This is a genomic window from Halobacterium sp. R2-5 (assembly GCF_011734195.1).
In the GTDB taxonomy this organism is placed as follows: Archaea; Halobacteriota; Halobacteria; order Halobacteriales; family Halobacteriaceae; genus Halobacterium.
The window spans coordinates 233,676-260,537 of sequence record NZ_JAANTH010000003.1 but is presented as its reverse complement, the minus strand read 5'-3'; the positions used below and the strand labels follow the sequence as shown (position 1 = coordinate 260,537).

The 26,862-nt window shown below is 59.4% G+C and carries 20 protein-coding genes and 2 pseudogenes; 13 read left to right on the top strand and 9 right to left on the bottom strand.

What is annotated here, in order from left to right; all coding sequences use genetic code 11:
- Positions 1 to 124: 124 nt before the first annotated feature.
- Positions 125 to 889, bottom strand: a complete 765-nt coding sequence (locus tag G9C83_RS15775) for an IclR family transcriptional regulator (RefSeq protein WP_167247689.1) — start codon at positions 887 to 889, stop codon at positions 125 to 127.
- A 403-nt stretch (positions 890 to 1,292) separates the two neighbouring features.
- Between G9C83_RS15775 and G9C83_RS15770 the strand changes: the two genes are divergently transcribed.
- Complete coding sequence (locus G9C83_RS15770) at positions 1,293 to 2,963, top strand: AMP-binding protein (RefSeq protein WP_167247687.1); 1,671 nt, start codon at positions 1,293 to 1,295, stop codon at positions 2,961 to 2,963.
- Between the two features lie 6 nt (positions 2,964 to 2,969).
- Here G9C83_RS15770 and G9C83_RS15765 read toward each other — a convergent pair whose 3' ends face one another.
- Positions 2,970 to 5,099 (bottom strand): FAD-dependent monooxygenase, encoded by a 2,130-nt coding sequence (locus tag G9C83_RS15765; protein WP_167247685.1) that lies wholly within the window; start codon positions 5,097 to 5,099, stop codon positions 2,970 to 2,972.
- A 229-nt stretch (positions 5,100 to 5,328) separates the two neighbouring features.
- Between G9C83_RS15765 and G9C83_RS15760 the strand changes: the two genes are divergently transcribed.
- The 3 genes and pseudogenes from G9C83_RS15760 to G9C83_RS16320 all read left to right on the top strand — a co-directional run.
- Positions 5,329 to 5,583: a hypothetical protein gene (locus G9C83_RS15760; RefSeq protein ID WP_167247683.1), complete on the top strand. Its 255-nt coding sequence runs from the start codon at positions 5,329 to 5,331 to the stop codon at positions 5,581 to 5,583.
- 3 nt (positions 5,584 to 5,586) lie between these two features.
- Complete coding sequence (locus G9C83_RS15755; protein WP_167247681.1) at positions 5,587 to 7,068, top strand: sodium:solute symporter family protein; 1,482 nt, start codon at positions 5,587 to 5,589, stop codon at positions 7,066 to 7,068.
- Between the two features lie 569 nt (positions 7,069 to 7,637).
- A pseudogene (locus tag G9C83_RS16320) lies at positions 7,638 to 7,880 on the top strand (alpha/beta hydrolase); the annotation flags it as partial.
- A 145-nt stretch (positions 7,881 to 8,025) separates the two neighbouring features.
- Here the strand turns inward: G9C83_RS16320 and G9C83_RS15745 are convergent.
- Positions 8,026 to 10,695 (bottom strand): HAD-IC family P-type ATPase, encoded by a 2,670-nt coding sequence (locus tag G9C83_RS15745; RefSeq protein WP_208288933.1) that lies wholly within the window; start codon positions 10,693 to 10,695, stop codon positions 8,026 to 8,028.
- A gap of 210 nt (positions 10,696 to 10,905) precedes the next feature.
- On the opposite strand from G9C83_RS15745, the gene G9C83_RS15740 reads away from it, so the two are divergent.
- Both G9C83_RS15740 and G9C83_RS15735 read left to right on the top strand, forming a co-directional pair.
- Entirely contained in the window at positions 10,906 to 11,682 is a 777-nt protein-coding gene (locus tag G9C83_RS15740; RefSeq protein ID WP_208288930.1) for a hypothetical protein, read from the top strand.
- 693 nt (positions 11,683 to 12,375) lie between these two features.
- Entirely contained in the window at positions 12,376 to 12,741 is a 366-nt protein-coding gene (locus G9C83_RS15735; protein WP_167247677.1) for a rhodanese-like domain-containing protein, read from the top strand.
- Positions 12,742 to 13,049: 308 nt separating this feature from the next.
- On the opposite strand, the gene G9C83_RS15730 is transcribed toward G9C83_RS15735, so the two are convergent.
- The 6 genes and pseudogenes from G9C83_RS15730 to G9C83_RS15705 form a co-directional block, all read right to left on the bottom strand.
- Positions 13,050 to 14,066: an AI-2E family transporter gene (locus tag G9C83_RS15730; RefSeq protein ID WP_167247675.1), complete on the bottom strand. Its 1,017-nt coding sequence runs from the start codon at positions 14,064 to 14,066 to the stop codon at positions 13,050 to 13,052.
- Between the two features lie 330 nt (positions 14,067 to 14,396).
- Positions 14,397 to 15,425 (bottom strand): annotated as a pseudogene (locus G9C83_RS15725) (HAD-IC family P-type ATPase); the annotation flags it as partial.
- Between the two features lie 120 nt (positions 15,426 to 15,545).
- A complete protein-coding gene (locus G9C83_RS15720) occupies positions 15,546 to 16,055 on the bottom strand; it encodes a hypothetical protein (RefSeq protein WP_167247673.1) in 510 nt (169 codons plus the stop codon).
- A complete protein-coding gene (locus tag G9C83_RS15715; RefSeq protein WP_167247671.1) occupies positions 16,052 to 17,287 on the bottom strand; it encodes a cell wall-binding repeat-containing protein in 1,236 nt (411 codons plus the stop codon). Before G9C83_RS15715 ends, G9C83_RS15720 begins: the two co-directional genes overlap by 4 nt.
- Positions 17,284 to 19,071: a DUF4396 domain-containing protein gene (locus G9C83_RS15710; RefSeq protein WP_167247669.1), complete on the bottom strand. Its 1,788-nt coding sequence runs from the start codon at positions 19,069 to 19,071 to the stop codon at positions 17,284 to 17,286. Before G9C83_RS15710 ends, G9C83_RS15715 begins: the two co-directional genes overlap by 4 nt.
- Before the next feature lie 4 nt (positions 19,072 to 19,075).
- Positions 19,076 to 19,540 carry an SPW repeat protein gene (locus tag G9C83_RS15705; RefSeq protein WP_167247667.1) on the bottom strand — a complete coding sequence of 155 codons (465 nt, stop codon included), beginning with the start codon at positions 19,538 to 19,540 and terminating at the stop codon, positions 19,076 to 19,078.
- Between the two features lie 910 nt (positions 19,541 to 20,450).
- On the opposite strand from G9C83_RS15705, the gene G9C83_RS15700 reads away from it, so the two are divergent.
- The 7 genes from G9C83_RS15700 to G9C83_RS15670 all read left to right on the top strand — a co-directional run bounded on the left by G9C83_RS15700 (position 20,451) and on the right by G9C83_RS15670 (position 26,713).
- Positions 20,451 to 23,075 (top strand): copper-translocating P-type ATPase, encoded by a 2,625-nt coding sequence (locus tag G9C83_RS15700; RefSeq protein ID WP_167247737.1) that lies wholly within the window; start codon positions 20,451 to 20,453, stop codon positions 23,073 to 23,075.
- 204 nt (positions 23,076 to 23,279) lie between these two features.
- Positions 23,280 to 23,891 carry a hypothetical protein gene (locus G9C83_RS15695; RefSeq protein WP_167247665.1) on the top strand — a complete coding sequence of 204 codons (612 nt, stop codon included), beginning with the start codon at positions 23,280 to 23,282 and terminating at the stop codon, positions 23,889 to 23,891.
- A 300-nt stretch (positions 23,892 to 24,191) separates the two neighbouring features.
- Positions 24,192 to 24,785, top strand: a complete 594-nt coding sequence (locus G9C83_RS15690) for a MarR family transcriptional regulator (RefSeq protein WP_167247663.1) — start codon at positions 24,192 to 24,194, stop codon at positions 24,783 to 24,785.
- Positions 24,786 to 25,107: 322 nt separating this feature from the next.
- The gene (locus G9C83_RS15685; protein ID WP_167247661.1) at positions 25,108 to 25,428 is read left to right on the top strand and encodes a hypothetical protein; all 321 of its coding nucleotides are present in this window, start codon (positions 25,108 to 25,110) and stop codon (positions 25,426 to 25,428) included.
- Positions 25,429 to 25,487: 59 nt separating this feature from the next.
- The gene (locus tag G9C83_RS15680; protein WP_167247735.1) at positions 25,488 to 25,841 is read left to right on the top strand and encodes an SHOCT domain-containing protein; all 354 of its coding nucleotides are present in this window, start codon (positions 25,488 to 25,490) and stop codon (positions 25,839 to 25,841) included.
- 95 nt (positions 25,842 to 25,936) lie between these two features.
- Positions 25,937 to 26,353, top strand: coding sequence for a DUF302 domain-containing protein (locus tag G9C83_RS15675; protein WP_167247659.1), 417 nt, complete (start codon positions 25,937 to 25,939; stop codon positions 26,351 to 26,353).
- A 6-nt stretch (positions 26,354 to 26,359) separates the two neighbouring features.
- Positions 26,360 to 26,713, top strand: coding sequence for an SHOCT domain-containing protein (locus G9C83_RS15670; protein ID WP_167247657.1), 354 nt, complete (start codon positions 26,360 to 26,362; stop codon positions 26,711 to 26,713).
- Positions 26,714 to 26,862 lie beyond the last annotated feature (149 nt).

Genomic DNA, 26,862 nt, shown 5'->3' with positions numbered 1-26,862 from the left:
GAACCGTCACTCCCCGACCCGATCCGGTCTACTGTAGTTGATTATCGCGTACCACGCACTACGACAACCAGCAGAGTGTGGTGAGCAAGCCACCGGCATTACACCTGTACCCCTGTAATCCCAGCTAGGAGAACGATAAGTTCAGCTCGAATTCCTTGACGGTCCCTTTCAGATATTCCGGGAGGCCTTGCTCGAACCACTCGCCTTGCATCCGGTGTGTCGGACCAGCAACGAGGATACCGCCTGCAACTTGGTCTGACCGGTCGTGAACTGGGACACCGACTGCCCAAAGCCCCTCTGTATGGTCACCGCGTGCATACGCGTATCCGCGCTCGCGGATGGTTGCTAACTCCTCCTGGAAAACGTCTCTATCTGTGACTGTTTCGGATGTTTTGGCTGGGAGCCCGTGCTCGTCGATGATTTCTTCGACACGTTGTTCCGGGAGTGATCCAAGGATTGCTTTGCCGGCCGCGGATTGGTGGAGGTGGACGTGTCGGCCGATTCGGACATCGTTTTGCACGCCCTTGTTCCCCATCTCAGTATGCAGGTAGACCCCGAGCCCGTCCTCCTCGACGAGAAATCCGACGAACTCTCCCGTCTCTTCTGCAATATTTTTGAGGGTGGGTTTGATGTCCCCAAACACGGTGTGCTGCTCCCTGGCGTAGCCACCTAAGTCGAGAAACCGAAGGCCGAGATCGTAGGTCCCGTTCTGCTTCGTGACTAACCGGTGGTCGTGGAGTGTCGTGAGGTGTCTGTAGGCTGTACTTTTCGATACACCAACGATGTCTGCTATCTCGGAAGCTGTTGCACCGCCGTTGTCCTGAATTGCTTCCAGAATCGAAACGAGGGTGTCGTCGGCCTGCACTCGTTTGGTCTGATCGTCGTTCATACTCCCACGATGTGTGGTGGGTTCCATAGTGGTTTCCCCTCTCAGCTCGCGATTTCGACAAAAATCTCGTTATACGGGAAAATTTCCCGTCCTTTATGAGGAGGTTCCGACTGCTTCTGAGTGAGTTCCCGCTATGAGGAACCCAACTGTAACCCAGTCTTAGCTTGATAGTCGTTCTCATAATCGGGCCTAACACGAACAGGTTCGAAGTAATTCACCGAGACGCGGTTCGTTTGGGCGAACATATTCTGCATAAAACGTATCCATGGGGTAAGTCCCCATTCCTCATCAATATTCATCCACCCCCTCATGCACGGCTCTAATCGAAAGGCACAGACCAAATTAACTCAGACAGGACACCGATGATTTATGGGAGACGTCTGCTATTGTGGTATTGAAGCCCATGAGTGACGATCTCTCACCCGCATCCCTAGAGGGCTACGTCCCCTTCCCACAGGAACGAATCGACCGCTACCGCGACGCAGGTTACTGGCGCGACCTGACATTCCACGAGGTCCTCGACCAGCGCGCACGCGAAACACCAGATAAGGTCGCAGTCACCGGCCCCAACCGGGAGTTAACCTACGCAGAGCTCGCAAAACGCTCCCGAAATCTAGCAACCGCGCTCGACGAAAACGGCATCACCGCCGGCGAACGAATCGTCTTCCAATTGCCGAACTCAGTCGAGTTCCTCGAAGCGTTCTTCGGCTGCTCCCGAGTCGGTGCAATTCCCGTACAGGCGCTCCCTCGCCATCGAGAAGCCGAAGTCCGGCATCTCCTAGACCACTTCGACGCAACAGTCTACCTGACCGCTGGCGATCGATACGACATGGGATTCGACTTCGTATCGCTCGTCGACGATCTCCAGTCAGAGTACCCCCACCTCGAGACAGTTATCGGTGTGGCTGATGACAGAGACTCACTCCCGGACGGGTGGGAAGACTTTGACTCGTTGTGTGAAACCACACCGGACGACGAGCGACTCGACTCCCTGGAGGTCCCACCGACCGAACCCGGAGTGATGCTGCTTTCCGGTGGGACCACTGGAATGCCGAAGGGAATCCCGCGAACGCACAATGATTATCTCTATCAGTGGGAGCACATGGCTGACGTTGCCGGTGTTGACAGCGACTGGATCGCTTTCCCGAGTGTTCCAATCGGTCACAACGCCTCACTGAACTGTATCGTCGGCGCCGCTATTTGGGAGGGTGCGACTGTCGCAGTCGAGCCAACACTCAAACCCGAATCCCTGATGGAGCTCATCGAACGGGAAGGCGGGATGTACTCGCTGTTCATCCCCACCCAACTTATCGACATCCTCGAACACCCCGATCTAGACGAATACGACCTCTCCAGCCTCGAGGTCATCATCAGCGGCGGCCAGAAAGTCCCACCCCACGTTGTTCGCGATAGCGTAGACGCATGGGACGTCGGATTCTGCAACATCTTCGGCATGGCGGAAGGCCCACTCATCTGTACCCGCCCTCAAGACGACGTAGACGTCCAAGCTGAGACAGTCGGCCGTCCGATCTCCGGTGGCGCAGATGTCCATATCGTCGATTTCGACCGCGACGAGGCCGTCCCACAGGGGGAGACGGGCGAACTCTCCGTTCGGGGCCCGGGCTACTTCACCGGGTACTTCCGGAACGCCGAGGAGAACACTGAGAACTTCGACGACGACGGCTGGTTCTACACCGAAGACGTGCTCTCCCATCGAGAAGACGGAAACTACACCGTTTTCGGGCGAATCAAGAATACGATTATCCGTGGCGGGGAGAACATCTACGCACCAGGCGTGGAGGACGTCGTAGCTGAGCACCCTGACGTCGCGAACGTGGCAATTGTAGCGATGCCGGACGAACGCCTCGGCGAACGACCCTGTGCATTCGTCGAACTCACCGAATCCGCAACAAACCTCACCCTAGACGAGCTCTCCGAGTTCCTCGCGGAAAAGGGGGTTGCCGTCTTCAAACGCCCGGAACGCCTGGAAGTGATGACGGAGCTCCCGCGTACTGAAGTCGGGAAGATAGACATGAAACAACTGGAGGATTTGGCCGCAGAGAACGCGAACTAACGCGACTTATTCCGTTTCCAGGGCCGGGCCGTAGTACGTACAGAGGTCCGCTCGTCCAGTTGCAACAAGTGTGTCCACCTCGTCGCGAGTCGTGGCGTGAATCGTCGCGATCGTTGGTACGTCGAGTTCGTTCCGCAGGTGGTCACTGTAGTTTGCCAGGCCCTCGATCTGGTCCGGGTTCTCGTCGGCAACGACCCCACCTGCAACGGGCGCGAGGACATCAACACCGGCGTCAACTAGTTCTTCACCGACGTCGATCGCGTCGCTCAGCGTGAGACCGTCGTCTGTCCAATCATCTGCCTGAATTGCGACACCGAGTGTTCGATCTACCGGCCAGACCTCACGGACTGCTTCGACGACACGCAACGGGAACCGCAAGCGGTCCGTAAGCGTTCCTCCGAACTGGTCCTCCCGGGCGTTCGTCACCGAGGACAGATACGACCCGAGCAGGTAGCCGTTCCCGAGGTGAAGCTGGAGGTGATCAAATCCTGCAGTCGCCGCCCGCTCAGTCGCAGCTACGAAATCGTCGCGAACCCGCTCACGACGTTCCGCGTCCATCGACTCCGGAGCGAACGCCGCCGGCCGCGTCGGATACTGATCGGTCAACCGTGGTGCCCAGGCTTCGTTTCGTGACGTCGGCCGGTCCAAGGCGAACGCGCGTGGCTGTCCAGCGCCACGACTGCCCGCGTGCACGAGTTGGACCCCGACGGGCGTATCACTCTCCGAGACGATCTGTTCCCAAGTAGTACGGTGTTCCTCCGTGTAGAGGCCCGGGCTTCCCGCGGTTGGCCGGCCATCTTGAGAGACTGCGAGTGGCTCAGTGAGCGTGAGCCCATCGTGGGAGGAAGTGAGTTCACGGTACGCTGCCGTCTCGTGACTCGGAAGCTGGCCATCCGACGCAGACACAGTTGGTTCGTTCGCGCGAACCGTCCGCTGGTCGAGCTCAAGCCCGTCGAGGCTCAGTGGCTGCATACTCGGAGACGAGTGGTCTGCTTGTCCTGCTGTTTCAGCCTGGAACCACTCTTCGAACTCCGCGACTAGTTCCGGGTCGCGGCGCCGCATACTGTCGTAGGAGAGTCGCCCGGAGCGCGTCAGGTGATGGAGCGCGAACTGGACGCCCTCGAACCCATAGAATCGGCGGATGTGTTCGAAGTGCAGCCGGCTCCGTTCCGCGGCTCGCTGCAGCGATTCCGAGCTCGGCCGGCGGTTCGACTCGTACGTAGCGAGTGTTTCCTCGAGGTCCCCATCGTAGTTTTCGAAGGCGTTCGCGAGACTGATGGCGTCTTCGAGCGCCATCGTCGTCCCTGACCCGACGGAGTAGTGGGCAGTGTGGGCAGCGTCTCCGAGGAGGACGAGGTTGTCGTGGTGCCAGCGGTCGTTTTTGACCGTTGTGAACGTTCGCCACTTGTCCGTCTGTGAAAGCAATTCGTGGCCGTCGAGGTGCTCGGCGAACACGTCCTCCAGGTAGGCGAGGTATTCGGATTCGGACCGCTCGTCTAAACGCGCGTTCGCCCACGTTTCTGCGTCGCAGTCGACGATGAAGGTGCTGGTCGGCCCGGGGTACGTGTGCGCGCACCAGATTCCGTCTTCGTTCTCGACGAAGATGTGGCTGAGTGCGTCGAAGTCAGCGTTTGTACCGAACCAAGAGAACCGCGTCGACCCTGTAATGGTTTCCGCGCCTAGTTCGTCTGCGTACTCGCGCCGAGTGTTACTATGGATTCCGTCGGCGGCGATGACGAAGTCCGCCTCGTCTGCCACCTCGCGTGGGTTCTCGATCGGGTGATCGAACACGAGGTCGACGCCCAGTTCTTCACACCGCTCCTGAAGGAGGTCCAGAAGGTCAGTTCGCTGGAGACTCATGAATCCATGACCCTCCGATCGGTAGCGCTCGCCTTGATAGTAGAGGTCGAATGGGTCCCAGCGGGTCGCAGTCTCCTGAATCGTCTCATGGGAGGGGCCGTCGGTTTCCTCGAGTTTGGAGAGCGTCCGGTTCGGAAGGACAATCCCCCACCCGTAGGTGACTCCGCGCGGGTTCCGCTCGTAAACTGTGATGTTCCAGTCGGGGTTCGCTTCTTTCAGGAGGAGGCTGGCGTAGAGACCGCCAGGACCGCCGCCGATTGTCGTGACGTCCGTCATTCAGCCACCTCGTGGCGTGAGGGTGTGTTGTACTGGTAGCTACAGGCTGCTAGCACGATCTCTGCCATCACACCCCAAACTTATCCGCACTCCTAATAACGGTTACCCTCACTGCGACGCCATACGAACACTCACTGCTGCAGTCGTAGGGCACAGGGCTCGGGTATACCTGTCAACCCGAATGTGTACGGAACATTTATGATGGGAGACGCTAATCTGGCAGGTGGACATGTTCCGTGGTAGCATATGGTACCCGAACTCACTCCGGGGTATCACGTTCCTCGGGGTAATCGTACTCATGATCGTACTGCATCAAAGCCAATTCCTTGGCCTGATGGACTCCGCAACACTTGTCTTCGGCTGGCTCCCGGCGCAAATCGCGTACGATGCATTATTCAACGTCGTCGGGATCGCGATCCTCTACGTGCTGTACCGCGCGGCCCCAGAACCACCTGAAAGCTACGACGCCAACAAGGAGGGATAACGTATGGTATCAACGGCGAACCTCATCATCCTCGGAATCACGGGACTTTACCTCCTGATCGTCCTCGGTATCGGACAGTTCGCGTCACGAGTGACCGGGTCGGACCGGGAGGACTTCCTCATGGCGGATCGGTCGTTCAACACCATTGTTCTGCTCGCTGCTCTCTTCGCGACAAACATGACGGCAGTCGTCATGATCGGAGCGCCAGGACTCGCATACGGCGCCGGTGCTGGAGCGTACGGGTTCTTCGTGTCCCTGTTCGCGTTCCTCTTCCCGGTGTTTATCATGACGATCGGTTACCGGATCTGGCTCGTCGGGAAACGGTTCGAGCATATCACTCCCGCCCAAATTCTAAATCACCGCTGGAACGCGAAATACCTCGGGCTCGTCGTTCTGGCGCTATTCACTGTCTGGACGATCCCGTACGTCCTCGTCGGCGTTCAGGGGGCAGGCATCACGCTTGAAGCGATCACCAACGGCCTCGTCCCCTACTGGGCAGGCGCGCTAGTCACATTAGCCGTCGTCGCATTCTACGTGTACCAGGGGGGAATGCGTGGAACAGGCTGGACGAACACCTTCCAGGGTGCCGTCTTCATCCTGTTCTTACTCGCAATCTTCATTTGGATTCCCCTCAGACTCGGCGGGTTCGATGAAGCAACACAGGCCGTCGCTGAGATCAACAATAGCGTATTCCTGAGCCGGTCGGGAATCCCGCCCTTCGGGCCGAAAACGTGGTTCTCACAGGGACTCATCGTCGCCTTCGGTGCGTTCGTGTACCCCCACCTCTTCATCCGGTACATGACCGCAAACTCCGTCAAAACCCTGAAGAACACGTCAGTACTCTACCCGGTCGCCGTCCTTCTCGTCTGGACTCCAGCCGTTCTCATCGGCTTCTGGGGCATCGCACAGTTCCCCGACCTGGCTAACCCTGACTTCATCCTTCCCACAATGGTCGGCGAGCTGCTCCCGGTGTGGGCAATTGGCTTCGCGCTGGCCGGCATCCTCGCTGCACTGATGTCCAGTCTCGACGGTCAAGTACTCACACTCAGCACAATGTTCTCTGAAGACGTCGTGCGCGAGTTCTTCGATACGTCCGAACAGAGAGAAGTCTGGTTCACACGACTCTTCCTCATCCTCATCTTCGTCGCAGCGTACGTCGGCGCACTCCTGACGAAAGACTCCATCATCGACACGGCGACGTTCGCCTTCTCCGGGTACGCGTTGATGTTCTTCCCGATCGTCACCGCGTTCTACTGGCAGCGGTCCACCAAGTACACCGCATACGCGGGACTGATTTGGGGGTTCGTCGGTATCTGGGCGTTCGAACTGGGATACCTCCCTGGTAGCCTCACATTCGGCTTCCTCGCGTTCATCCCAGTGCTTGTCAGCCAGCTCGCCGTGATGGTCCTGGCTACGTACGCATCCTCTGTACCGGACGATGCCCCCGTCGAAGAGTACGAAGACTTATTCTCAGAGGTCTGGTAACTAATAATCTACTCGGCCCGTACTGTCTAGTTATACACCTTTTCAACCGGTGTCTTTCCATCGAGGGCTTGGTGCGGTCTGTGTCGGCTACAGTAATGCATAAATGGTGCAATTCTCACGTGTGCACTCACCCGACTTTCCACCCACGAGGTATGGAGAGTCCGATACGCATTTGAGGGCGTAAAACTACCTTTAGTGAGGTTTCAGTCGGTGTCGATGGCCCAACCACTCAAGCCTGAGCGAGTAAGAGCAGTCAGATAGAATAACTTCTAAACTAGAAACTCATACCCCGAGAGACTGTGTTTTTCAGACCTCTTCTACGGAAACACAGCTACCAGTTCGTCGTCATTCACTCAGAACAACTCAACATCGAGAATTAGCTTCGTGCCGGTGTCTATTGCAGTTTATAAACAATATCACCCGCTGTCAATCTTGACAGCAGTCTCGTCTACGGCGACCCTTGACGGCGGCTCCGTCGGCGGCATCTACATCGGCGCTGAACCAAGTCAGTTCTTCGATAGCTTCGGGACCAAGATTACCACCGCGGTCGCCGGCCGAACCAGTTTCCCGACGCCGACGAGGAGTTCGTCGAGGGAATGAAGCAGCCATGGAACTCAGAGGGGGAAACCGTCTCGCTGAGTCGGAACGCTATCGCGACGAACACAAACCACACGGTGGAGATCGATCCCTCGGACATCACCGCCGAGACGCTCCTGCTGTGGGGTGCCGACGACGGGTTCCAGCCAATCGAGTACGCCGAACGCCTGCGGGAAGACATCGACGACGCGACACTGGTCGGCCTCGACTTCGCCTCCGCGACCCGCTCGGTGTTGAACGCCTGGAGGTCCGAATTACTCCCACCGCCGCGGCCGACGATGATTCAGGAGAGTACGGTTACGCCTCCAGAGAGTCACAGCAGTCGTTGTGGTCAATCGAGAATCCTGGTTCCGAGCATTGTCACGGGCCAGACGTCTCAAATCGCCGTCGGAATTCACGCTCTATCTGTCCGAGGAGAAGGGGCAGGAGACTCATCCCGAACACGAGCAGCCACCCCTCGAACCCAATCGGGGTTGTGCTCAGCGCCAGGGAGATGCCGGGCAAGTAGACTGCGCCGAAGAGGATCACTGATGATAGGCCCAGTGCCCCCCACACGTACAGGTTCTCCGAGACTTCATTTCGGACGAGATCGGACGTGATATCCCGGACGTTAAACACGTGCCAGAGCTGGGCGAAGGCCAGCGTGAGAAACGAGATTGTGACGGCCTCATCGGTGGCCATACCGCCGGCGTACATCCCACCGCCGATTACGAATGCACCGATGACCGCGGCTGAAATCAGCACCCCGAACAGCCCCAGTTCGGTCCAGTTGGTTCGCGTCATAATCGGTTCCTCGGGGTCCCGAGGTGGGCGGTCCATGATGTCACTGCTGCCACCGCAGGCACCGAGCGCGAATGCCGGAAAGATGTCGGTCACGACGTTGAGGAAGAGAATCTGCAGGGGGAGCAACGGGAGTGGGAGGCCGAGGAGCGCGGCGATCAGAATGACGAGCAGTTCGCTGACGTTACACGACATGAGATACAGAACGAACTTCCGGATGTTACTGAAAATGATCCGTCCCTCTCTGACGGCGTGATAAATGCTCTCGAAGTTGTCGTCCTGCAGAACCATGTCCGACGCTTCCTGGGCAACTTGCGTCCCTCGCTGACCCATCGCTACGCCGATGTCGGCCCGCTTGAGCGCCGGCGCGTCGTTGACGCCGTCGCCAGTCATCGCAACGATAGAGCCCGCTGCCTGATGAACGTCGATCAAATCGAGCTTATTCGCGGGATTGACTCGCGCGAAGATGGATGCGTTCACGAACCGGTCCCGCTCTTCCTGGGTGAGGTTTTCGACGTCGTCGAGTTCACTGCCCTCGACGACCTCGGTGTCGTCCGCGTCCACCAGTCCGACGCTCCGGGCGATATTTTCGGCTGTTCCCGCGTGATCGCCGGTCACCATGACGACACGCATCCCCGCGTCCTGGCACCACTGGATAGTCGATTTGACTTCTTCGCGCGGCGGATCGATCAACCCTACGAGCCCGATCAGCGACAGCTCCTCGTACGGCGAGCCCTCTGTACGGTCCACGTTTTTCCGGGCGAGTCCGAGAACGCGCAGCCCGTCCTCGGCCATTCGTTCGCTCTTTTCGAGCCACTCGTCCTTCTCGGTCGTCGATAACTCCCGGGATTCCTCCCCCGTCACTACCCGGGAGGACGCGTCGATGACCTCCTCCGGAGCCCCCTTGACGGCTACCGTGTACCGTCCGTCGAAGTCGTGGTACGTTGCCATCATCTTGACCGCCGGGTCGAACGACACCTCCCGGGCTTCCGGCAGCGATTCGAGGAGGTCATCTCGGTCGAGCCCTCCCTTCGCCCCGGCGATCAGGAGGGCAACTTCCATCGGATCACCCGTCACGTTCACCTCGCCGTCCCCCTCGGTTACGGAGGCGTTGTTACAGAGGACGCCCACTTCGAGTGCCGCCTGCATCGCGGGGTCCTGTGGCTCGTCTCGCTCCTGGCCGCCGTGCTGAAACGTCCCGTCGGTGTCGAGTCCAGTGCCCGTGACCTCTACCGAGCCATTCGCCAGTTCGTAGGCGGCCACGGTCATCTCGTTCTCCGTCAACGTCCCCGTTTTGTCAGTACAGATGACGGTTGTGGAGCCGAGCGTCTCGACGGAGGCGAGGTTTCTGATGAGTGCGTTGCGGTCGGCCATCCGCCACATCCCCCTCGCTAACACGAGCGTGGCGACAATGGGGAGCCCTTCCGGCACTGTCGCAACCGCCAGCGCGATGGCCGTTTCGACCATCAGGAAGAGATCCTGCCCTCTGAGCCATCCAGACACGAGGACGATAGCCGCCACCACGAGAAGTAATGGAACGAGCTTCTGTCCCAGCTCGTCGAGCTTCTCCTGGAGTGGCGTCTTCTTCTCACCTGTCTCTTGGAGCGATGCCGATATCTGCCCCAGTTCCGTGTCTGGTCCCGTGGCGACAACGACTGCTTCTGCGGTCCCGCGAGTCAGGTACGTCCCCTTGTAGAGCATGTTCTCTCGCTCGGCGAGGGGCACGTCCTCATCGAGGGGGCCGCTCGTCTTGCCGACGGGGACCGATTCGCCAGTGAGAGCCGACTCGTCAACTTGGAGTCTGGACGGATCTATTACCCGCAGATCGGCCGGGACGATATCCCCAGCATCGAGGATGACGATATCTCCCGGAACCAGGTCTTCCGCCGGAATTTCTCGATCATCACCGGCTCGACGGACCCTGGTTTCGATCTCCGTCATCTCCTGCAGGCCTTCCATCGAGCGGATGGCTCGCATCTCGGTGACGAAGCCGATAGCGCCGTTGATGACCAGAACAGCGAGAACCGCGACTCCTTCGATAACGTCTCCCATCACGAACGCCGCCACGGCCGCGACTGCGAGCAGAAGGACGATGACACTCGTAAATTGGCTTATCAGAACCGCTAGCCAACGTCGCTGTTCGACTTCGTGCAGCTCGTTGGGACCGAACCGTTCTCGTCTGCGCTCGACTTCCGGTTCTGTCAGGCCCTCGTCTGTGGATACCCCGCGTTGCTCAAGAACGTCGCTCACCGACCGTGACCACGGCGACTGGCTCCCGCTTCTATCTTGTACCATTACTCAGTGAGCTCCCCCGATTTCACGTCACGGAACTACTTCGGGCTTGAATCATTGTGTAACTTGCGTGCAGGTGGGGGTTCGTGCCGCCGATTAGAACGCGATACAGGAGTTTGTCTCCCCACAGGACCGGCACTCGCCGTCGGCGCATCGGGGTAGCCACCAGTGCTCGTCGCGACGCTCACTATCACCGCCCTCGCACTTGTCATCGCCGCTGGTCCATCCTCGGTGTCGACCGTTCGGCTCGGTAACGTATTTGTCGGCGGGCGTACGACAACTCCCTGTATGGCGGCGTCGAACGCGACCGGTCCAATCGGTCGGATATCGAAGAAAATCGGACGGTACGTCAACCACGACGACGTCCTCGTCCGGTTCGTCTCGCTGTGGGTCGTCGTCGCGACGGTGTTCACGGCCGCGTGGATCCTGAGCTACTTTCTCCTCCCCCAGGGACTGTTGCGGGGCGGAAATCCCGCCGCACCGACGACGTACGCAGGGAGTACTCCGCGAGAATTCTTGATGCTGTTCGCGTGGAACGTCGGTATCTCGTTGATCGCCGTGGCCGCGAACACGCTCCGGTCGGTGAACACGCCGATGGGGTATGTCATCGAGGTCGTCCAGGCGCCCTATTACGGGGCAGTCTGGGGGACCGGGTCGCTCGCTATCGGGACGAGCGAGCGCATCGCGCCGTCGCTGGCAGTGCTCGTCGAACGGAGCGGCCCGATGGAGATCACGGCGATCGTCGCGATCGTGGTCGCGACGCGGGGTGTGATGCTCTGGCACCAGAAATCCAGGCCCCGGTGGAACGAAGAGTTCGAATGGGTACGATCCCCGAAGGACTGGTCGCTGACGCGTCGCGAGTGGGTACTTTTGATTGGTGGATACCTGCTGCTGGCAGTCGCATGCTACCGGGAAGCCGTCGCGATAGCACAGGTCGTCGGGTGATGTCAGCATGAGCGAGGGATTTCGGGTAAGGATGGCTTCGGTTAGCTGGCTGAGTTGAAAACCGTATCAAACGACAACGGGGGAGTGGTGAATAGAGAAAATCTCCGTCCCGCCTGGTGCGCTTTATTCTCAAGTACCAGTCGGACCTATCGCGGGTGTTGCTCTTTCAGCGCCCGGTATGACAGAAGACGTCTTTCCGACGCTCGCGGCGTGATAGGGCTGGTCGGGATCCGCAGGGTGATCCCCCGTCTGACCGAACGCCACATTCCAGTGAATATCCCGGCTTCCGGAGTGAACGAGTAGATGGACGTTGTGGATATCAGACCGGTCCACGACTGTTTCACGCACTCGCCCCTCGATGGTTGATCGGGCTCCCTCGTGTTTCATATGATGTGGTAACGTTTGTCGATATCTACCAAAACGATGCCGTTCGTTCTCACCGGTGAGGAATCCCAGAGAATTGCCAAGCCACGAAGGTGAAACCAGTTGCTTGCGAATTGGCCGAGCAACTCGTGATTTCACCGTTTGGGGTGGTCAGAATCGTGGCTGCCCTTATTGGCATTGCGGCGTGCGTACTCTTCAATTGTTGGTTAAGAGGTCCTGTGTCTGACGGCTGTACGAGCGCGGTTGAATCGAAGGTTGTCGTTACCAACGGTCGGCACGCTTTACTGACGCCATCTACAAGCTGAGGTAATGAGCAAAATCCGCCCGAGTGACCTGGATATCCAGCCCGAGGGCGAGCAGCCCTTCGTCCTCGATATTCGCCCACGCGAAGCCTACCAGGCCCAGCACATCGACGGGAGTCACAACCTCCCGGTGTACCACGACCTGCGTTCTGGCGACGAGAACGCGCTCCGACAGCGTCTCGACGAAGTCCCCAGAGACCAGGAGATCGTGACCGTCTGCAAGATGGGCATTGTCGCGAAGCGAGCGACCCGCATTCTCGCCGACGAGGGGTACGACGCGACTACTCTCGCCGGTGGCATGAGCGGCTGGCGCGGCTACCAGAGTGGGACGCTGGGTTACAAGATCCGATCGCTGATCTGGCGGCTGCACTGAACCGACAGTCCATAGATCCCAGACCGCTCGACTAAAGCGCGTTACTACTTGATGTCGACCCGGTTCCCGCCCAGCATGGGGCCGACGACACGATCGTCGACTTGTTTTTAAACGTGATCGGCGCGATCCCCGTCGCAATGTGGGCACGGTGTATCTCACTACAGTTTCAAAACGTCTCGCTGGCCGGTTTGAATAGCAGTGAAAAGCCGGCTGAGCCTAGTACCGTCCGGAACAGCGTGATTTCCGCCCCTTGCAGATGCTCAGTCCCTCGACAGACGTGTCCCGCGGGAGACGAATGGGAAAGATGGTCAACCGGCTTCGTTCTCGTCGAGACGAGACCAGTTCTCCGAACTAACACGGAGAGTGGCTTTGAGTGCGCCGAGAACGACGGGGCCAAAGAATAGTCCCATGACCCCGAATGCGTACCCCCCGCCGAGGATTCCGAGAAGGATAACGGCAGGGTTGAGTTTCGCGTACCTATTGACAGCGAACGGACGGAGATAGTCATCGGTAAGCCCAACGATGATCACGCTGTAAACGAACAATCCCACAGCGAAAGCCGGTTTGCCCGTGAGATATAGATAGCCAACCGCTCCTCCCCAGATCGGAATCGTTCCGACGAGGGGAACCATAGCGAGGACAATCATGACGGCCGTCCAAAATACCGCATTCGGAACACCAGCCACTGCGAACCCGATCCCGGCGACGACGCCTTGGACGAGGGCGACGAAGACGTGCCCGAAGAGGCCGCCCCACATCACGCCGTTGATTTCGGAGTGTAGGTCACGCTGAATGTCCGCGGGAAGCGGGACCATCTGGGTAATCCAGTCCAACAGGTCGTCGCCGTCTTTGAGAAGGTAGTAGAGGAGAAACAGGCCCAGCGCGGCTCCGATGAGGTGGAACGTGATCGTCTCGAAGGCGTCGATCGACATGTCGAACACGACCGTTCCGAGCTCCCGCCCGGAGCCGACGAGTTCTCCGAGGATATCGATCTCCTGCCCGGTGAGTTCCTCGACTCGGGATTCGATCCCTCCGAGCTGTATCCCGTTCGTCTCGAATTTCCGGAGAGTTCGCTCGGCACTGTCGGCGACCGCACCGATGACGACGACCAACGGTGCGACGAATCCGACGACTGCCAGTACGACGAGAGAGAACGCCGTCACCATCGAGGATGCGTGCTCTTCGAAACGGAGTTGGAGCGGGTAGAGCAGATAAGCGAGAAGTACGGCACCGAGAACGTATTGGAGAAACGGCTGGATCAGCACGCCGGACAAGGCGAAAAGGACGGCCACCAGCGTGAGAAGAAAGCCTTTCCGAGGATTCACGGACGCAAATCCGTCAACCAGCGATAAAAAGATTCGCGATCTTCTGACGGGTTGACTAAGGTTCTTTGTAAAACGCTCCTAGATGTCGGTATCTACCCGGTGTAGACGACGAAGTGCGTCAAGTCGTACATTCACTATCTGCTCTCGGTTACAGCGAAAACGTTGGGCAGGTACCTCACGTTTTCGGGTTTATTCGCTTGGTTGACAATCAGTTCGACACGTTCGCGAACGAGGCTCTGGTCGAACTCGAGGAGCGGTACGGAGTGACCACGCCGATCGAGGACCGCGTCCAAGAGCTGACGGACAGGTACTACCGGGGGCTCGAAGTCCTACGCCATCGCCGACCATTCCCACGAGTTTACCCTGGTCCTGGGGCTCCTGGACTTTCTTGTCCTTATCTTTGGGGAGGACCTCCGCGAACACGGTGTCGATACCCAGTTCGTCGGCGACGGCGTTAGCGACGTTCTGAGAGTCCCCGGTGAGCATCGCTACCTCGACGCCGAGGTCGTGCAGGGCGTCGACGACGCGGTAGCTCTCCTCGCGGATCACGTCTACCATCGCGAACGCGGCAATCAACTCCCCCTCGCGAACGAGGTACACCACGGTCTGGGCGTTCTGGCCGGCTTCGTCTGCGAAGCGCTGGAGATGATCGGGAACGTCCCTATCGAGTTGGGTAAGTAGATTCGGGTCGCCGACGTACACCTCGTCGCCGTCGACGTTCGCTCGGACGCCCCTGCCCTTGATCGCCTCGAAGCCGGTCGCGTCAGGCGCAGAGAGGTCGCGCTCTCCGGCGGCCTCGCGGATGGCTCGCGCAATCATGTGCTCGGAGTCGCTCTCGACGGCCGCCGCTAGCGCGAGCGCGTCGTCCTCGTCGACGCCGTCGACGGTCGCCATGTCGACGACGCCGTGTTCGCCTTCAGTGAGCGTCCCCGTCTTGTCGAAGATAATGGCGTCCAAGTTCCGCGCCTCCTCCATCGCGATACGGTCCCGGACCAGCATCCCGTTCCGAGCCGCCAACGACGTGTTGATTGCGACCACGAGGGGGATGGCGAGTCCGAGCGCGTGCGGGCAGGCGATGACGAGCACCGTGACCACACGCTCGATGACGGTCGCGTTGAACGAGACTGCGAGTGTCCACGCGATGGCTGTCAGGACTGCCGCTCCGAGAGCGACGTAGAACAGCCAGCCGGCCGCGCGGTCGGCTAATACTTGCGTCTGGGACTTGCTCTGCTGGGCTTCCTCGACGAGGCGCATAATCCCCTTGCTTTCGGGGTTGTTCAACGAGTAGACTACCGCTTGAGGAGCTCTGGTCCCCCATCGAACGCTGGGCCCTTTCGAGCGAAAGCACCCCAATAGCATTGACGATAGACAGTTCACTCATCATCTCACAGTGTGATGTACTGGTGTCGTGATAGTGCTGACCCGCTCCAGCGAGAGCGTGACAAAGTGCCATATTGGAGTTCTGATTGCATGGTGAGTTCATTCACGAGCTGTATTAGATTCAGTCGCCTCTGTTCGGTGAGGATGCTCGTGGTGGGTCACGGTACCGTCGACTGCTGTCGCACCCTGTGCATGGAAGATATCCTCCACTTCACCAACGCGATTATCGGGGACCATGACAGCGATTCTGGATTGATCTCGTTCAGAAACCTGTCGAGACGTGCCAATCACACCTCCAAGAAATCCACCGATTACGGCACCAAGCCCGAACCCAAGGAACACAAGCATGTACTGGCCAGCGGTCATAATTGGACTGACACGAGGAATCCAGAATATGTTCTGGTCCATCATGAATAGCAGTGCAGCGCCGATTATGCCGCCGAGCAGTCCACCCCAGAGGAGTCCCCGCCGTTCTGGCATCGTTGTCGCTGGGTCGAAGAACGGATTGTCGATCTCCGGTTCGTCGGGTTCTAAGCCCGCATCACGAAGCGCTTGCTTGGCCGCTGTTGTTTCTTCAGCGTCGTCGAATGTGGCGACGATTCGCCTCATTGGTCACCCTTTGGTTCCTGGAGCATTGCGTGGAGCTGGGCTTGGACTCGCTGACTAATCTGGTCCGTATCGCCGACGATCCAGCCATGGTTGTACTTCCGGTCGTAGGGTGCAGAGTCGTGTGGCCGGGTGAGATTCGTGAGATAGTTCTTGACGGCGTCCGGAACTGTATCCTGCTCGACGTGGAGCATCGGACCGTGTTTCCCGCGATGACTTTCGACAGACGCCGGAAGCGCCGTCTGCCAGTTGTCCGGGTTCGCGAAGATGAAGTTGTGACCGCTTTCAGCGATGCCCCAACCGATGTTACGGGGCCACTCGCCGAAGATCCACCCTTGATTCCGGCCGATATCCTTGTACCCAGCGAACCCGACGCTTAGTTCGTATGGGTCAGATCCTCTCGGTATCCGCTGTACGTGGCCGAACCGTGCGAGATTACGGGCTGCCTGTTCGCTAATCTTGCTTTCGTCGCCGAGGAGATACATGTACGCCTCGTTGAAGCGAGCTTCGAGTTGTTGCTGGGTCGCCTCTGGGATGCGGTCACCATCAATGTAGAGGAAGCCATCGCCACCGTGAGCATTCCAGGACTGCGCCGGGATGGCAGTCTGAAGGTCGTCAAGGTCGGCGATGAATGTGGTGTCCCGGTGATTTGCGTGAATCGTACTGAGGTACTGATCGGCGTTAGCCGCGACTTCAATCGGGGTCTCTCCCGCGATACGTCTGGTCTTCAGCCCCATCGCTTCGACAGTCTGCTGAACATCATTGCTGATGTATCGCTCACCACCGATAATGTACACCTGCATGTCTCCGTCGACGTGAACACCTTCCGGATGGAGGCGCTCGATCTCCTCACGCGTCACCGCGGGCAAGGAACCCTGTTCGGTCAGGAGAACCGCGCCGTCGATTGGGTGATGGATAAAAGCCACGCCGGGGAGTGCTGCAGCGAGATCGCTGTCGTTGATGAGAATCGCTGCACCCGGCCGAGTGTGATCGTTAATGGCGGTATAGACGTTCTGCGTGAACGCCGCCGCCGTCTCGTAGTCGTTACTCCCGGCGAGACGGGTTGTCATGCTCGTGACGGTCCCCTCGTCGAAGTCAGCCGACGAGGGCCCGCCCTGGGTTTGCTGACTGGATGACCGGACTTCTCGATACGTGAGTGCGGCGCCCCCGAGGGTCGCTCCCACTGGTAGCGCAGCGAGATCACGCAGGAACGTCCGTCGACTGCGGTCACTCATAGCGCACCACCCGGTTTGAGGTTTTTCCGAACGAGCAGTCCATTCACTGGCCAGGCGATGAGGAACCCGATCAGCGTCGCGAACACCATCACGCCAAACCAGAGGATGTTGTCGTCTCCTGGCATCATCGGTAGCTTGAGCATCATGATCACCCACATTCCACCCATCATCCCGACAGAAACGCTCGTCATGCTCACGGCGACGATCTTCGCACCTTTCTTCGCCGCCGGTCCGGTGTCAAGGCCTTGTGAGTCTTTCAACATTGGAATGTGGAAGACGAGCCACGACACGAGGAACGCGATGACGTACACGAGCACGATGAGAACCGTCATCGCATTCCCGAGCCAGAACAGTGGCCCGTCGAAGACGATCATCGGAATGCCCAGGTAGTTGAGGAGGAATCCCGTCGCGATCATCGTGCTTCCTGCGAATCCAACACCCATCGCAGTCGCTGTGGCTGCTCGAAGCCAATACGGACGAAGGACGCGTGGTCCCTGGTCAGTTGTAACGATCTGTCTTCCCCTGTAGGAAAGCCAGTAGAGGGCCAGCCCGAATGGGCCCAGAACAAGGGTGAGTAGTGGCCAGACCATCGTCGTCCAGTCGTTCATCTCAGGTAGTCGGTGACGTGCATGGGCGAACACGAACGACGCTCCGAGGATGCTGAACCCGGCCCAGACCGCAGCGAGCGATTCCAGCGGGCTGAGGCCAGCACCCTGATGGCGGTACTGGGTGATCTCAACTGCGTAGTCGAGGCGGCCCTGGGAAACCCAGGAGACCTGGTCCGTCGACCCCATTGCGAAGAGGTGGTTAAACGGCCCTTCTGCGGGGGTCGAGAACCAGGCCGGTTGAGACTGCCACGCGTAGTTTTCGGTCACAGCTGGTAGGCTCCCGTCATCGTTGACGAGTAGGATCGGACCGGCTTTCCCCCGCTGTAGATTCGCCGATGAGACCGCGTGTTCGGGCTCACTGGGGTTGACGAGCATGAAGTTGTAGTAACCGACTTTATCGCGTTCATGAATTCCCCAGCCGAAGTCCCGCGACTCGTCACGGAACTCTGCCACCTCGATGGCGTGGTCCTGTGGGGTGTCTCCTGCGACCCGTGTCCACTCGACGTCGAGGTCAGAGAGCGCTTCGCCACTCACGAGGCCGCCCGGTGCGAGGACATAGGCGTGTGAGGCGTTCAGTTCCGCAATTGCCTCTAGCGTGGCGTCCGGGACTCCATCTTCGTTCGCGTACAGAATCGGGTCACCAGAGTAGGCGCTCCAGGCGACAGCGGGCAGTGCCCACTGGGGCTCGTCAGAGTTCACAATGATGACGTTGTTCGGACTGATGTCGTCAGGTCCGTTCCCACGAGTGGCGATAGAAGCGGCTGCCTCGGCAGGATTCCCACCAGCGATGTTTACGGTAGAGACGTTGGACGTGTCGGTTCCATTGGCGCTATCGGGCGGCGTGGCGTCGCCATAGAAGAGCAGAGCATCTTCGCTTGCCCGTAGGCGAGATGCCGCCATAGCTGCCTGCCAGTCGTTCTCGGGAACGCGAACCACGGTTGAGTAGTCGAGCCCAGAGTTAGGTGGCGCCGCGGCCCGAGCAGTGAGTTCACTCTGACGCTGTGGGTCATCAACCGGAAATCTGCTCACGTCTTTGGTCTGCATTGTGGTGTACGATTCGCTCGGCGTCTCCCCGTAGTCGAACAATGTCAGCCCGGCGACGAAGACCGGTTGTGTAGCCACGAGAATCGCGACGATGGCAGCGACCACAACCGCTACTGATTTCCAGCTATCCATTGTACTAGCTCACCCCGCGCTGTTTTCGAACACCGTCAGTGTGGGCGAATAGTGTCTGAATGGTGTCTTGACTGTCAGTCGTGGCTAGGGATTCAGTATCATTGGTTGGCACATGAGTAACCGTCTGTTCTCCAGACGGAGCTACGTACACGTTGTATCCTGCAAACGCTGTCACAAACACGCCGACGACCACGTCATTCCAAAGAAGGCCTCCAGCCACTCCGGTGATAAACGGAGCAAGCAGAAGCCACCCGCCGAACAGCACAAGTATTCCAGAGATGCCCTTGCCGGGTCCACCCTGTATTCGCTCACGGGAGTAGTTATACCCCGCTAAGGTAGCGATAGTTCCACCGACGACGACGTCGTTCCACGTGTCAAGGGATGGTGGTTTCACTATGAACGGGAACGTCGTGAGCCAGACTCCCAGGGTCCCCGTGAGGACGGTAATCGATTTCGTTGGCGTATCCATGGGAACTGGTCTAGCAAAAAGTGAAGTTACGGAACTCTGCGTTTACGAAGCCGTCTCTCAGTAGGTCTCCACACAGTCGTGGAGCGCCTGAGATCGGTGCCATCTCGACAGAGACGGGCACACTCTTCCACGTCTTCGTCACCGAGACACTCATCAGTGCACCACTCGCATGCTCGGGCCGCTGCGAGACAGTTATAGACATTCGGCCATTTGTTGGTTCTCGCCTACGTGGTCGAGCTGGGTCAGAGCCATTACACTACCCATCTAACGCGACCACACTTTGTTATCAACACCCAAGCCCTGACTAGGACTAGTGAGAGGAGCACGGGCTGTGTAACCCGGATTTCCACAGTAAGTGAGACGGAGAGTAACATCGGGTTTCCCCCACCCTGTGGACAGCGATATAGAGAGGAACGGACGCTACATATCCGGTCTGCCTATTAATACTGTATTATAGATCTCTATCTGACATTCCAAAGGGGAAGTGACCGGCAATCTCGGGATTCTGGAACTGGACTAAAGGTCGTGGGGCCGTAGCACGACTATGGCCGACTCCACGGTTCATACACTCAGTGTGATTTTCGCAAATAATACCCACTACGAATCTACACTATCGAAAACGAGGTCAGTCCGAACAGTATGGCGTCGAAGCGGGCAGGCGCGTAGAGGCCGCTTTTCGACTGGGCGTCCCGAATACTCAGGGAGTCGGGGCATACAGGGCGTAGAGGACAGACAGCACCCCAGCTGCCGTAACAACTGCTGCGACGAATCCTGTTTCGGAGATCGACACCAGCGTCTCAACGAGGGCGTATAGCGCTGACGACAGTTTAGAATCGAAAGTAAACGCCGTTGATTACCCCCAATATCTAAGTAGAAACTCACCTAACGGAGTAGCCCCTATAGTATGACGATGAAGACACGCACCGCACATCTCGACATCACAGGGATGACATGTGCCAACTGCTCGGGGACAGTTGGCGACGCCCTGGAGTCACTCGACGGCGTCGTCGAGGCGAACGCCAATTTCGCCACAGACGAGGGCTCCGTCGAGTACGACCCTGACGAGGTATCGCTTGCAGAAATCTACGAAGCGATCGAGGAGGCCGGGTACGGTGCGGTGTCTGACACGGTGACCATCGGCATCTCCGATATGACCTGTGCCAACTGTGTGCAGACGAACGAGACCGCACTCGAGAACACGCCGGGTGTCATCGCGGCCGAGGCGAACTTCGCCACCGACGAAGCGCAGGTCAGGTACAACCCCGCGGACACGTCCCTCGACGCGCTCTACGACGCTATCGAGGACGCTGGGTACTCACCGGTCCGTGAAGACAGCGACAGCGGTGAATCGGGCGAAGACGCTCGGGACGCTGCACGACAGGGTGAGATTCGAAAACAGCTCCGTCTGACACTGTTCGGAGCCGCACTCTCAGCCCCGATGCTGTTTTTCCTCGCAGAGAAGTTTCTGCTCGGCGGAGGAATTCTCCCGGAGACGGTCTTCGGCGTCGAATTCGGGTGGGTCGAGTTCCTGCTGGCGACACCCGTTCAGGCCGTGCTCGGCTGGCCGTTCTACAAGAACTCCTACAACGCGCTGGTCAACAACAGGCGCGCCAACATGGACGTGCTCATCGCATTGGGTTCGTCCACTGCGTATTTCTACTCAGTCGCGGTACTTGCCGGACTGATCGCGGGGAGCTTGTACTTCGACACTGCCGCGTTGATCCTCGTGTTCATCACGCTTGGCAACTACCTCGAAGCCCGCTCGAAAGGGCAGGCGGGCGACGCCCTCCGGAAGCTCCTCGAAATGGAGGCCGAGACGGCCACCCTCGTCGACGAGGACGGTTCCGAAGAGGAAGTGCCACTCGAAGATGTCACCGTCGGCGACCGCATGAAGGTCCGGCCTGGTGAACAGATCCCGACCGACGGCGTCGTCGTCGACGGACAGAGTGCTGTCGACGAGTCGATGGTCACCGGCGAGTCGGTCCCCGTCGAGAAAGGCGAGGGCGACGAAGTCGTCGGCTCGACGATCAACGAGAACGGCGTCCTCGTCGTCGAGGCGACGAAGGTCGGTGCAGACACGGCGCTCCAGCAGATCGTTCAGACGGTCAAGGAAGCCCAGTCCCGCCAGCCAGACATCCAGAACCTCGCCGACCGCATCTCGGCATACTTCGTCCCGGCGGTCATCGCGAACGCGTTACTGTGGGGCACCGTGTGGTTCCTCTTCCCCCAAGCACTCGCCGGATTCGTCGAGTGGCTCCCGCTCTGGGGAGCGGTCGCTGGCGGACCAGCCGTGGCTGGTGGCACCGTCTCAGTCTTCGAGTTCGCGCTCGTCGTCTTCGCGTCGTCCGTGTTGATTGCCTGTCCCTGTGCGCTTGGGTTAGCGACGCCTGCTGCAACGATGGTCGGGACGACGATCGGTGCCCAGAACGGCGTCCTGTTCAAGGGCGGTGACATCCTCGAACGCGCAAAAGACGTCGACACGGTCGTCTTCGACAAGACCGGGACGCTCACCAAAGGTGAAATGGAGCTGACTGACGTCGTCGTCTTCGACGGTGACGGCCGACCCGCCGCAGACGGTGGAGAACCGACAGCCGACGGCGGAGCGCTAACTGCACGCGATCGTCTCAGCGAGGACGACGTGTTGCGGCTCGCTGCCACGGCCGAAAGTGGAAGCGAGCACCCGCTCGCCCGTGCCATCGTCGACGGAGCTAGAGAGCGCGGCATCGACGTGAGCGACCCCGACGACTTCGAGAACGTCCCCGGCCACGGTATCCGCGCAACTGTTGACGACAGCGAGGTGCTGGTCGGAAACCGAAAGCTCCTCCGTGACAACGGAATCGACCCCTCGCCCGCTCAGGAGACAATGGAGCGCCTCGAGAACGAGGGGAAGACGGCGATGCTCGTCGCCCGCGTGCCCGCTGGCACGGACGAGGGCGAACTCGTCGGTGTGGTCGCTGACGCCGACACGATCAAAGAAAGTGCGACGGAGGCCGTGAACCAACTGCAAGAGCGCGGCGTCGACGTGATGATGATCACCGGCGACAACGAGCGGACTGCTCGTGCCGTCGCCGAGCAGGTCGGCATCGACCCCGAGAACGTCCACGCGGAGGTGCTCCCCGAGGACAAATCCAATGCCGTCGAGGCCATCCAGGACGAAGGTCGCAAGGCGATGATGGTGGGCGACGGCGTCAACGACGCGCCCGCGCTCGCGGTCGCCCACGTTGGGACCGCCATCGGGAGCGGGACGGACGTCGCCATCGAAGCGGCGGACGTGACGCTAATGCGCGACGACCCGCTCGACGTGGTGAAGGCCATCCGCATCTCGGACGCGACACTCCAGAAGATCAAACAGAACCTCGTGTGGGCGCTCGGTTACAACACGGCGATGATCCCGCTGGCCTCGTTGGGCCTCCTCCAGCCCGTGCTGGCTGCCGGGGCGATGGCGTTCTCGTCGGTGTCAGTGCTGTCGAACAGCCTTCTGTTCCGCCGGTACACCCCCGATCACGACTACAAACTACTCGGGAGGCTCCGATAATCCACGCCACATCGATACTATAATCCTAAAGGGTATTTCCACGAACTGGTAGAAGAGAAGGCGCCACGTCACCGATACCGAGACTAAAACGCAGCGGCAACAGACCACAGCAGACCCCCAGGGATTGAGATGTCGCGCAATACGACACGCGCAGACGGTCTCTATGCTCGACTCACGTCCCGCGATATCTTCGTCGGTGGTTGGATGCTCGTCACCATCGTCGCCTACTACCACAACTTCCTCTTTGTCCAGTCGACAGCCCTCTCGTACGTGTACGCGTTCGCTTCCTACGGAATCGGCGCCGTCTACGCTCGCTATGACACGACGGTGAAGCATCTCCTCGCTATCGGAACGATAGGTGGGTTCCTCGAGTTGCTCGGAGACTACTTTCTTGTTGCTGTCGCCGGGACGCTCGTCTACCCTTCGGGGTACCCGTTCCTGCTTCGCTCCCCAGCGTACATGCCATTCGCGTGGGCGATCCTCATCGCGTTCATGGGATACGTAGGGCTGCGCTTATCCGACGAGTATGGAACGTCGGCGGCGTATCTCGGACCGGCGATATTCGCGTTCGTCGCGGAGAGTGGCTACGAGTCACTCGCAAGCCAGGGCGGTGGTTGGACGTATCTGACAGCCCCACTGGGCTGGATCGGGCACGCACCCCTGTTCATCGTCGTCGCAGAGGCGGTTATGTTCGCCTCGAGTTATTACTGGGTACGGAAGAACGCGCTCGTCGGCGGCATCGGCATCGGCTGTACGATCAACGCCAGCTACGTCGGGGTCTACTACCTCTTCGTGATCATCGGTTCGCTGCTGTAACGCTGACTCGACAAAGACCAGTGGCGTAGGTGGTTACGCCAGGGTAGCCGCCGCGTTGGCGATCAGCACGGGGCTCGTCATCCCCATCGCCGGGGCACCCAACTACACTTCTACCGCAACATCATCGCGTTCGCCCTCTCTGGCTTCCTCCTCTACGTGTATCGCCGTGGCCTCGGCTCCCCCAGCCAGTACCGCGGCCAGACAGCACCGGATATTGCGTTTGTCAACCACAACCGGTACAGTGATGTCTCACAAACGCTCATGCATGAGCAAGTACCTCGGCGAATCCAGGTGGGATAGATGAATCGACGGCAAGCCGATACAGTAGTCGGTGGCTTGGTCGCTGCCGTCCTCATCGTCGGCGGGGTGCTCAGCTGGCAAGCGTACCAGCAACAGCAGGCCTTCAACCAGATGGGATCGATGATGGGCACGTCGATGGGAACGGTTCATGGAACGAATCCGCTCTGGTATGTCCTCGGCACCCTCCTCGTCTCGGCCGTCATCGGTGGGGGGTATCTCGTGGTGCGGGACGAACTCAGTAGCACAGACGTACCCGATCGCTCACAGATGGAGATGGCGAATCCGACCGATTCTGAGAGTGCCGAATCACCGGATGGGGACACCCAACTAGCGGGGGATATCAATCCAGAGGCTCAGCCACAGGCTCGCGTATTAGACCTCTTGCCGGAGGATGAACGCCGTATCCTCGAACCAGTTCTCTCCTCGCCCGGCGTCACACAGATCGAACTCAGGGACCGCTCGGACTTCTCGAAGAGCAAGGTCAGTCAGACGGTGAGCGCTCTCGAGAAGCGTGGCCTGCTGTACCGGGAGCGCCAAGGGCGGACGTATCGCATCTATCCGAGCGACGACCTACAACGAGAACAGGCGAACTAGCGGACCGCTCCCACGAGTCCAGCCCCGTCCAAACCGTTGTTCCACTATCACAATCTGCACAATCTCGATACGGGGATAGCGCTTGTCGTAGAATACGTCGAATGACCTGGTTTCGGGTCGGTCACGCTGCCGTTCGTGTGGTCGTGGTTTTGTCCCGGGGGAGGATTGCGTGCCAATCCGGCGAATTCGGCCCGGACGAACGGTCCTATCTCTGAAAAACGGTTAGAACGTCCTATACATGTTCTCGAACGTTCTCCTGCGTGGGTTCACACCCACATCGATAACTCCCGAGCAGTCCTACGAATAACCGAGGGGAAAAACAATGACCAACGTCACACTCGGCCGCTGGCTGCTCGTGGCCCTCGCGATCGTCGGACTCGCGTTCGCCGCGCCCGTGGTCAGCGCCCACGGCAACGACACGACCGCTGACGACGCGCCCACGGACAATGCCACCGCAGATGACTGGGCCACGTGGATGGAGGCACAGATGACCGAACACATGGGTCCAGGTGCTGTCGAGTGGATGGAGTCGCACATGGGTGTGACCGTCGACGAGATGGCCCAGGACATGGCTGACGAGGAATACCACGACGGGGCTAACGACGAACACCCCGGTGGGACGAACGGGCAGGGCCACTGCTGACGGCCCCGCGCCCGTTTCGATCGGTCCAATCGAACACCACACCTCACCAACGCAAGATGATGACGGAACTCACCACTCACATCGGACGCACTGCTCGGCGACTCGCGATCCTCGCCGTCCCGCTACTGGTCGCGGCGACTGGAACGGCTGCTGCCCACGGGAGCGGGAGCTACGACGGCGGCATGATGGGGGGCGGCTGGGGCCTCTTCGGCGGAGCGATGGGGCTCTGGGGACTCCTCTGGATGGGGCTCCTCATCGCCGTTCCGACCTATCTCGTCTACGCGCTCCTCAACCGAGAATCCGGTGAGAACGATGAGCAGTCGCTGTCGGTTCTCCGCGAGCGCTACGCCCGCGGGGAGCTCTCGGACGATGAATTTGATCGACGGCGAAAACAGCTCGAACGCACCAGATGACCGGAACAGCTGCTGTTCTAACCGGTGCACCACACCCCCAACGCCCGCCGTTGCGGCACCCAACAGTTAACCCCGTGGACGGGGTATGATATTCCATGGAATACACAATACAGACTTCAGTCACCGGTGAGTTCGACGACGTCGTCGACGCGACAATCGCGGCGCTCGAAGACGAAGGATTCGGCGTCCTCTGTGACATCGACATCCAGGCGACGCTCGAGGAGAAACTCGGCGAAGAATTCCGCCAGTATCGCATTCTCGGTGCATGCAATCCCCCGCTGGCGTACGAGGGGCTGACCGAAGAAATCGAACTCGGCGCACTCCTCCCGTGTAACGTCATCGTCTACGAAACCGACGACGGCGAGATCGTCGTGAGTGCCGTCGACCCGAAGCAATTGGTCGGTATCGCGGACAACGATGCGCTCGACTCGATCGCGAACGAGGTCGACGAGCGTTTCGAGCGTGTTCTCTCGGCCGTTACCGACGAACAAAAGTCCGCGTCGGAGGCCTGATCTTCGATGGCTTCGTCGAACCAGCTCGACACCACGACCATCGTTCTCCTGGTACTCGGAGCGATCATCTTGCTCCCGTTGCTCACGATGGGGATGGGATTCGGCGGGATGATGGGTTATGGCGGGATGATGGGGCAGTATGGCGGTACTGGTGGGTGGTGGCCGCTCGTCGGGATGCTCGTCCCGCTCATCTTCCTCCTCATCCTCCTCGGCGGTGGCTACCTCGTCTTCCGACGCGCGAACGAAAGCCAGACATCTCAAGACCCCGCGATGGAGGAACTCCGCACGGCGTACGCTCGCGGCGACCTCACTGACGAAGAGTTCGAATCCCGCCGCGAGCGACTCGAACGGTCGGAGTGAGCCAACGAGTATTCACCACGATGCGGATACTCCAAGCCTGTGTACTCGATTTCGTTCGTCAGGCTATTCCCAATCACCACTGTGTGAGCGTGCCTTCGAATCGAATAGATGTGGGCTCTCTCAGCTTACGATTCTGAATAGTAATACCG

Bases quoted from the DNA above. Each gene is read 5' to 3' on its own strand.
- G9C83_RS15690 (WP_167247663.1), top strand. From the start codon at position 24,192: ATGAATCGACGGCAAGCCGATACAGTAGTCGGTGGCTTGGTCGCTGCC.
- G9C83_RS15695 (WP_167247665.1), top strand. From the start codon at position 23,280: ATGCTCGTCACCATCGTCGCCTACTACCACAACTTCCTCTTTGTCCAG.
- G9C83_RS15715 (WP_167247671.1), bottom strand. From the start codon at position 17,287: ATGAGTGACCGCAGTCGACGGACGTTCCTGCGTGATCTCGCTGCGCTA.
- G9C83_RS15755 (WP_167247681.1), top strand. From the start codon at position 5,587: ATGGTATCAACGGCGAACCTCATCATCCTCGGAATCACGGGACTTTAC.
- G9C83_RS15700 (WP_167247737.1), top strand. From the start codon at position 20,451: ATGAAGACACGCACCGCACATCTCGACATCACAGGGATGACATGTGCC.
- G9C83_RS15770 (WP_167247687.1), top strand. From the start codon at position 1,293: ATGAGTGACGATCTCTCACCCGCATCCCTAGAGGGCTACGTCCCCTTC.
- G9C83_RS15710 (WP_167247669.1), bottom strand. From the start codon at position 19,071: ATGGATAGCTGGAAATCAGTAGCGGTTGTGGTCGCTGCCATCGTCGCG.
- G9C83_RS15675 (WP_167247659.1), top strand. From the start codon at position 25,937: ATGGAATACACAATACAGACTTCAGTCACCGGTGAGTTCGACGACGTC.
- G9C83_RS15685 (WP_167247661.1), top strand. From the start codon at position 25,108: ATGACCAACGTCACACTCGGCCGCTGGCTGCTCGTGGCCCTCGCGATC.
- G9C83_RS15760 (WP_167247683.1), top strand. From the start codon at position 5,329: ATGTTCCGTGGTAGCATATGGTACCCGAACTCACTCCGGGGTATCACG.
- G9C83_RS15670 (WP_167247657.1), top strand. From the start codon at position 26,360: ATGGCTTCGTCGAACCAGCTCGACACCACGACCATCGTTCTCCTGGTA.
- G9C83_RS15705 (WP_167247667.1), bottom strand. From the start codon at position 19,540: ATGGATACGCCAACGAAATCGATTACCGTCCTCACGGGGACCCTGGGA.
- G9C83_RS15775 (WP_167247689.1), bottom strand. From the start codon at position 889: ATGAACGACGATCAGACCAAACGAGTGCAGGCCGACGACACCCTCGTT.
- G9C83_RS15765 (WP_167247685.1), bottom strand. From the start codon at position 5,099: ATGACGGACGTCACGACAATCGGCGGCGGTCCTGGCGGTCTCTACGCC.
- G9C83_RS15680 (WP_167247735.1), top strand. From the start codon at position 25,488: ATGACGGAACTCACCACTCACATCGGACGCACTGCTCGGCGACTCGCG.
- G9C83_RS15735 (WP_167247677.1), top strand. From the start codon at position 12,376: ATGAGCAAAATCCGCCCGAGTGACCTGGATATCCAGCCCGAGGGCGAG.
- G9C83_RS15720 (WP_167247673.1), bottom strand. From the start codon at position 16,055: ATGAGGCGAATCGTCGCCACATTCGACGACGCTGAAGAAACAACAGCG.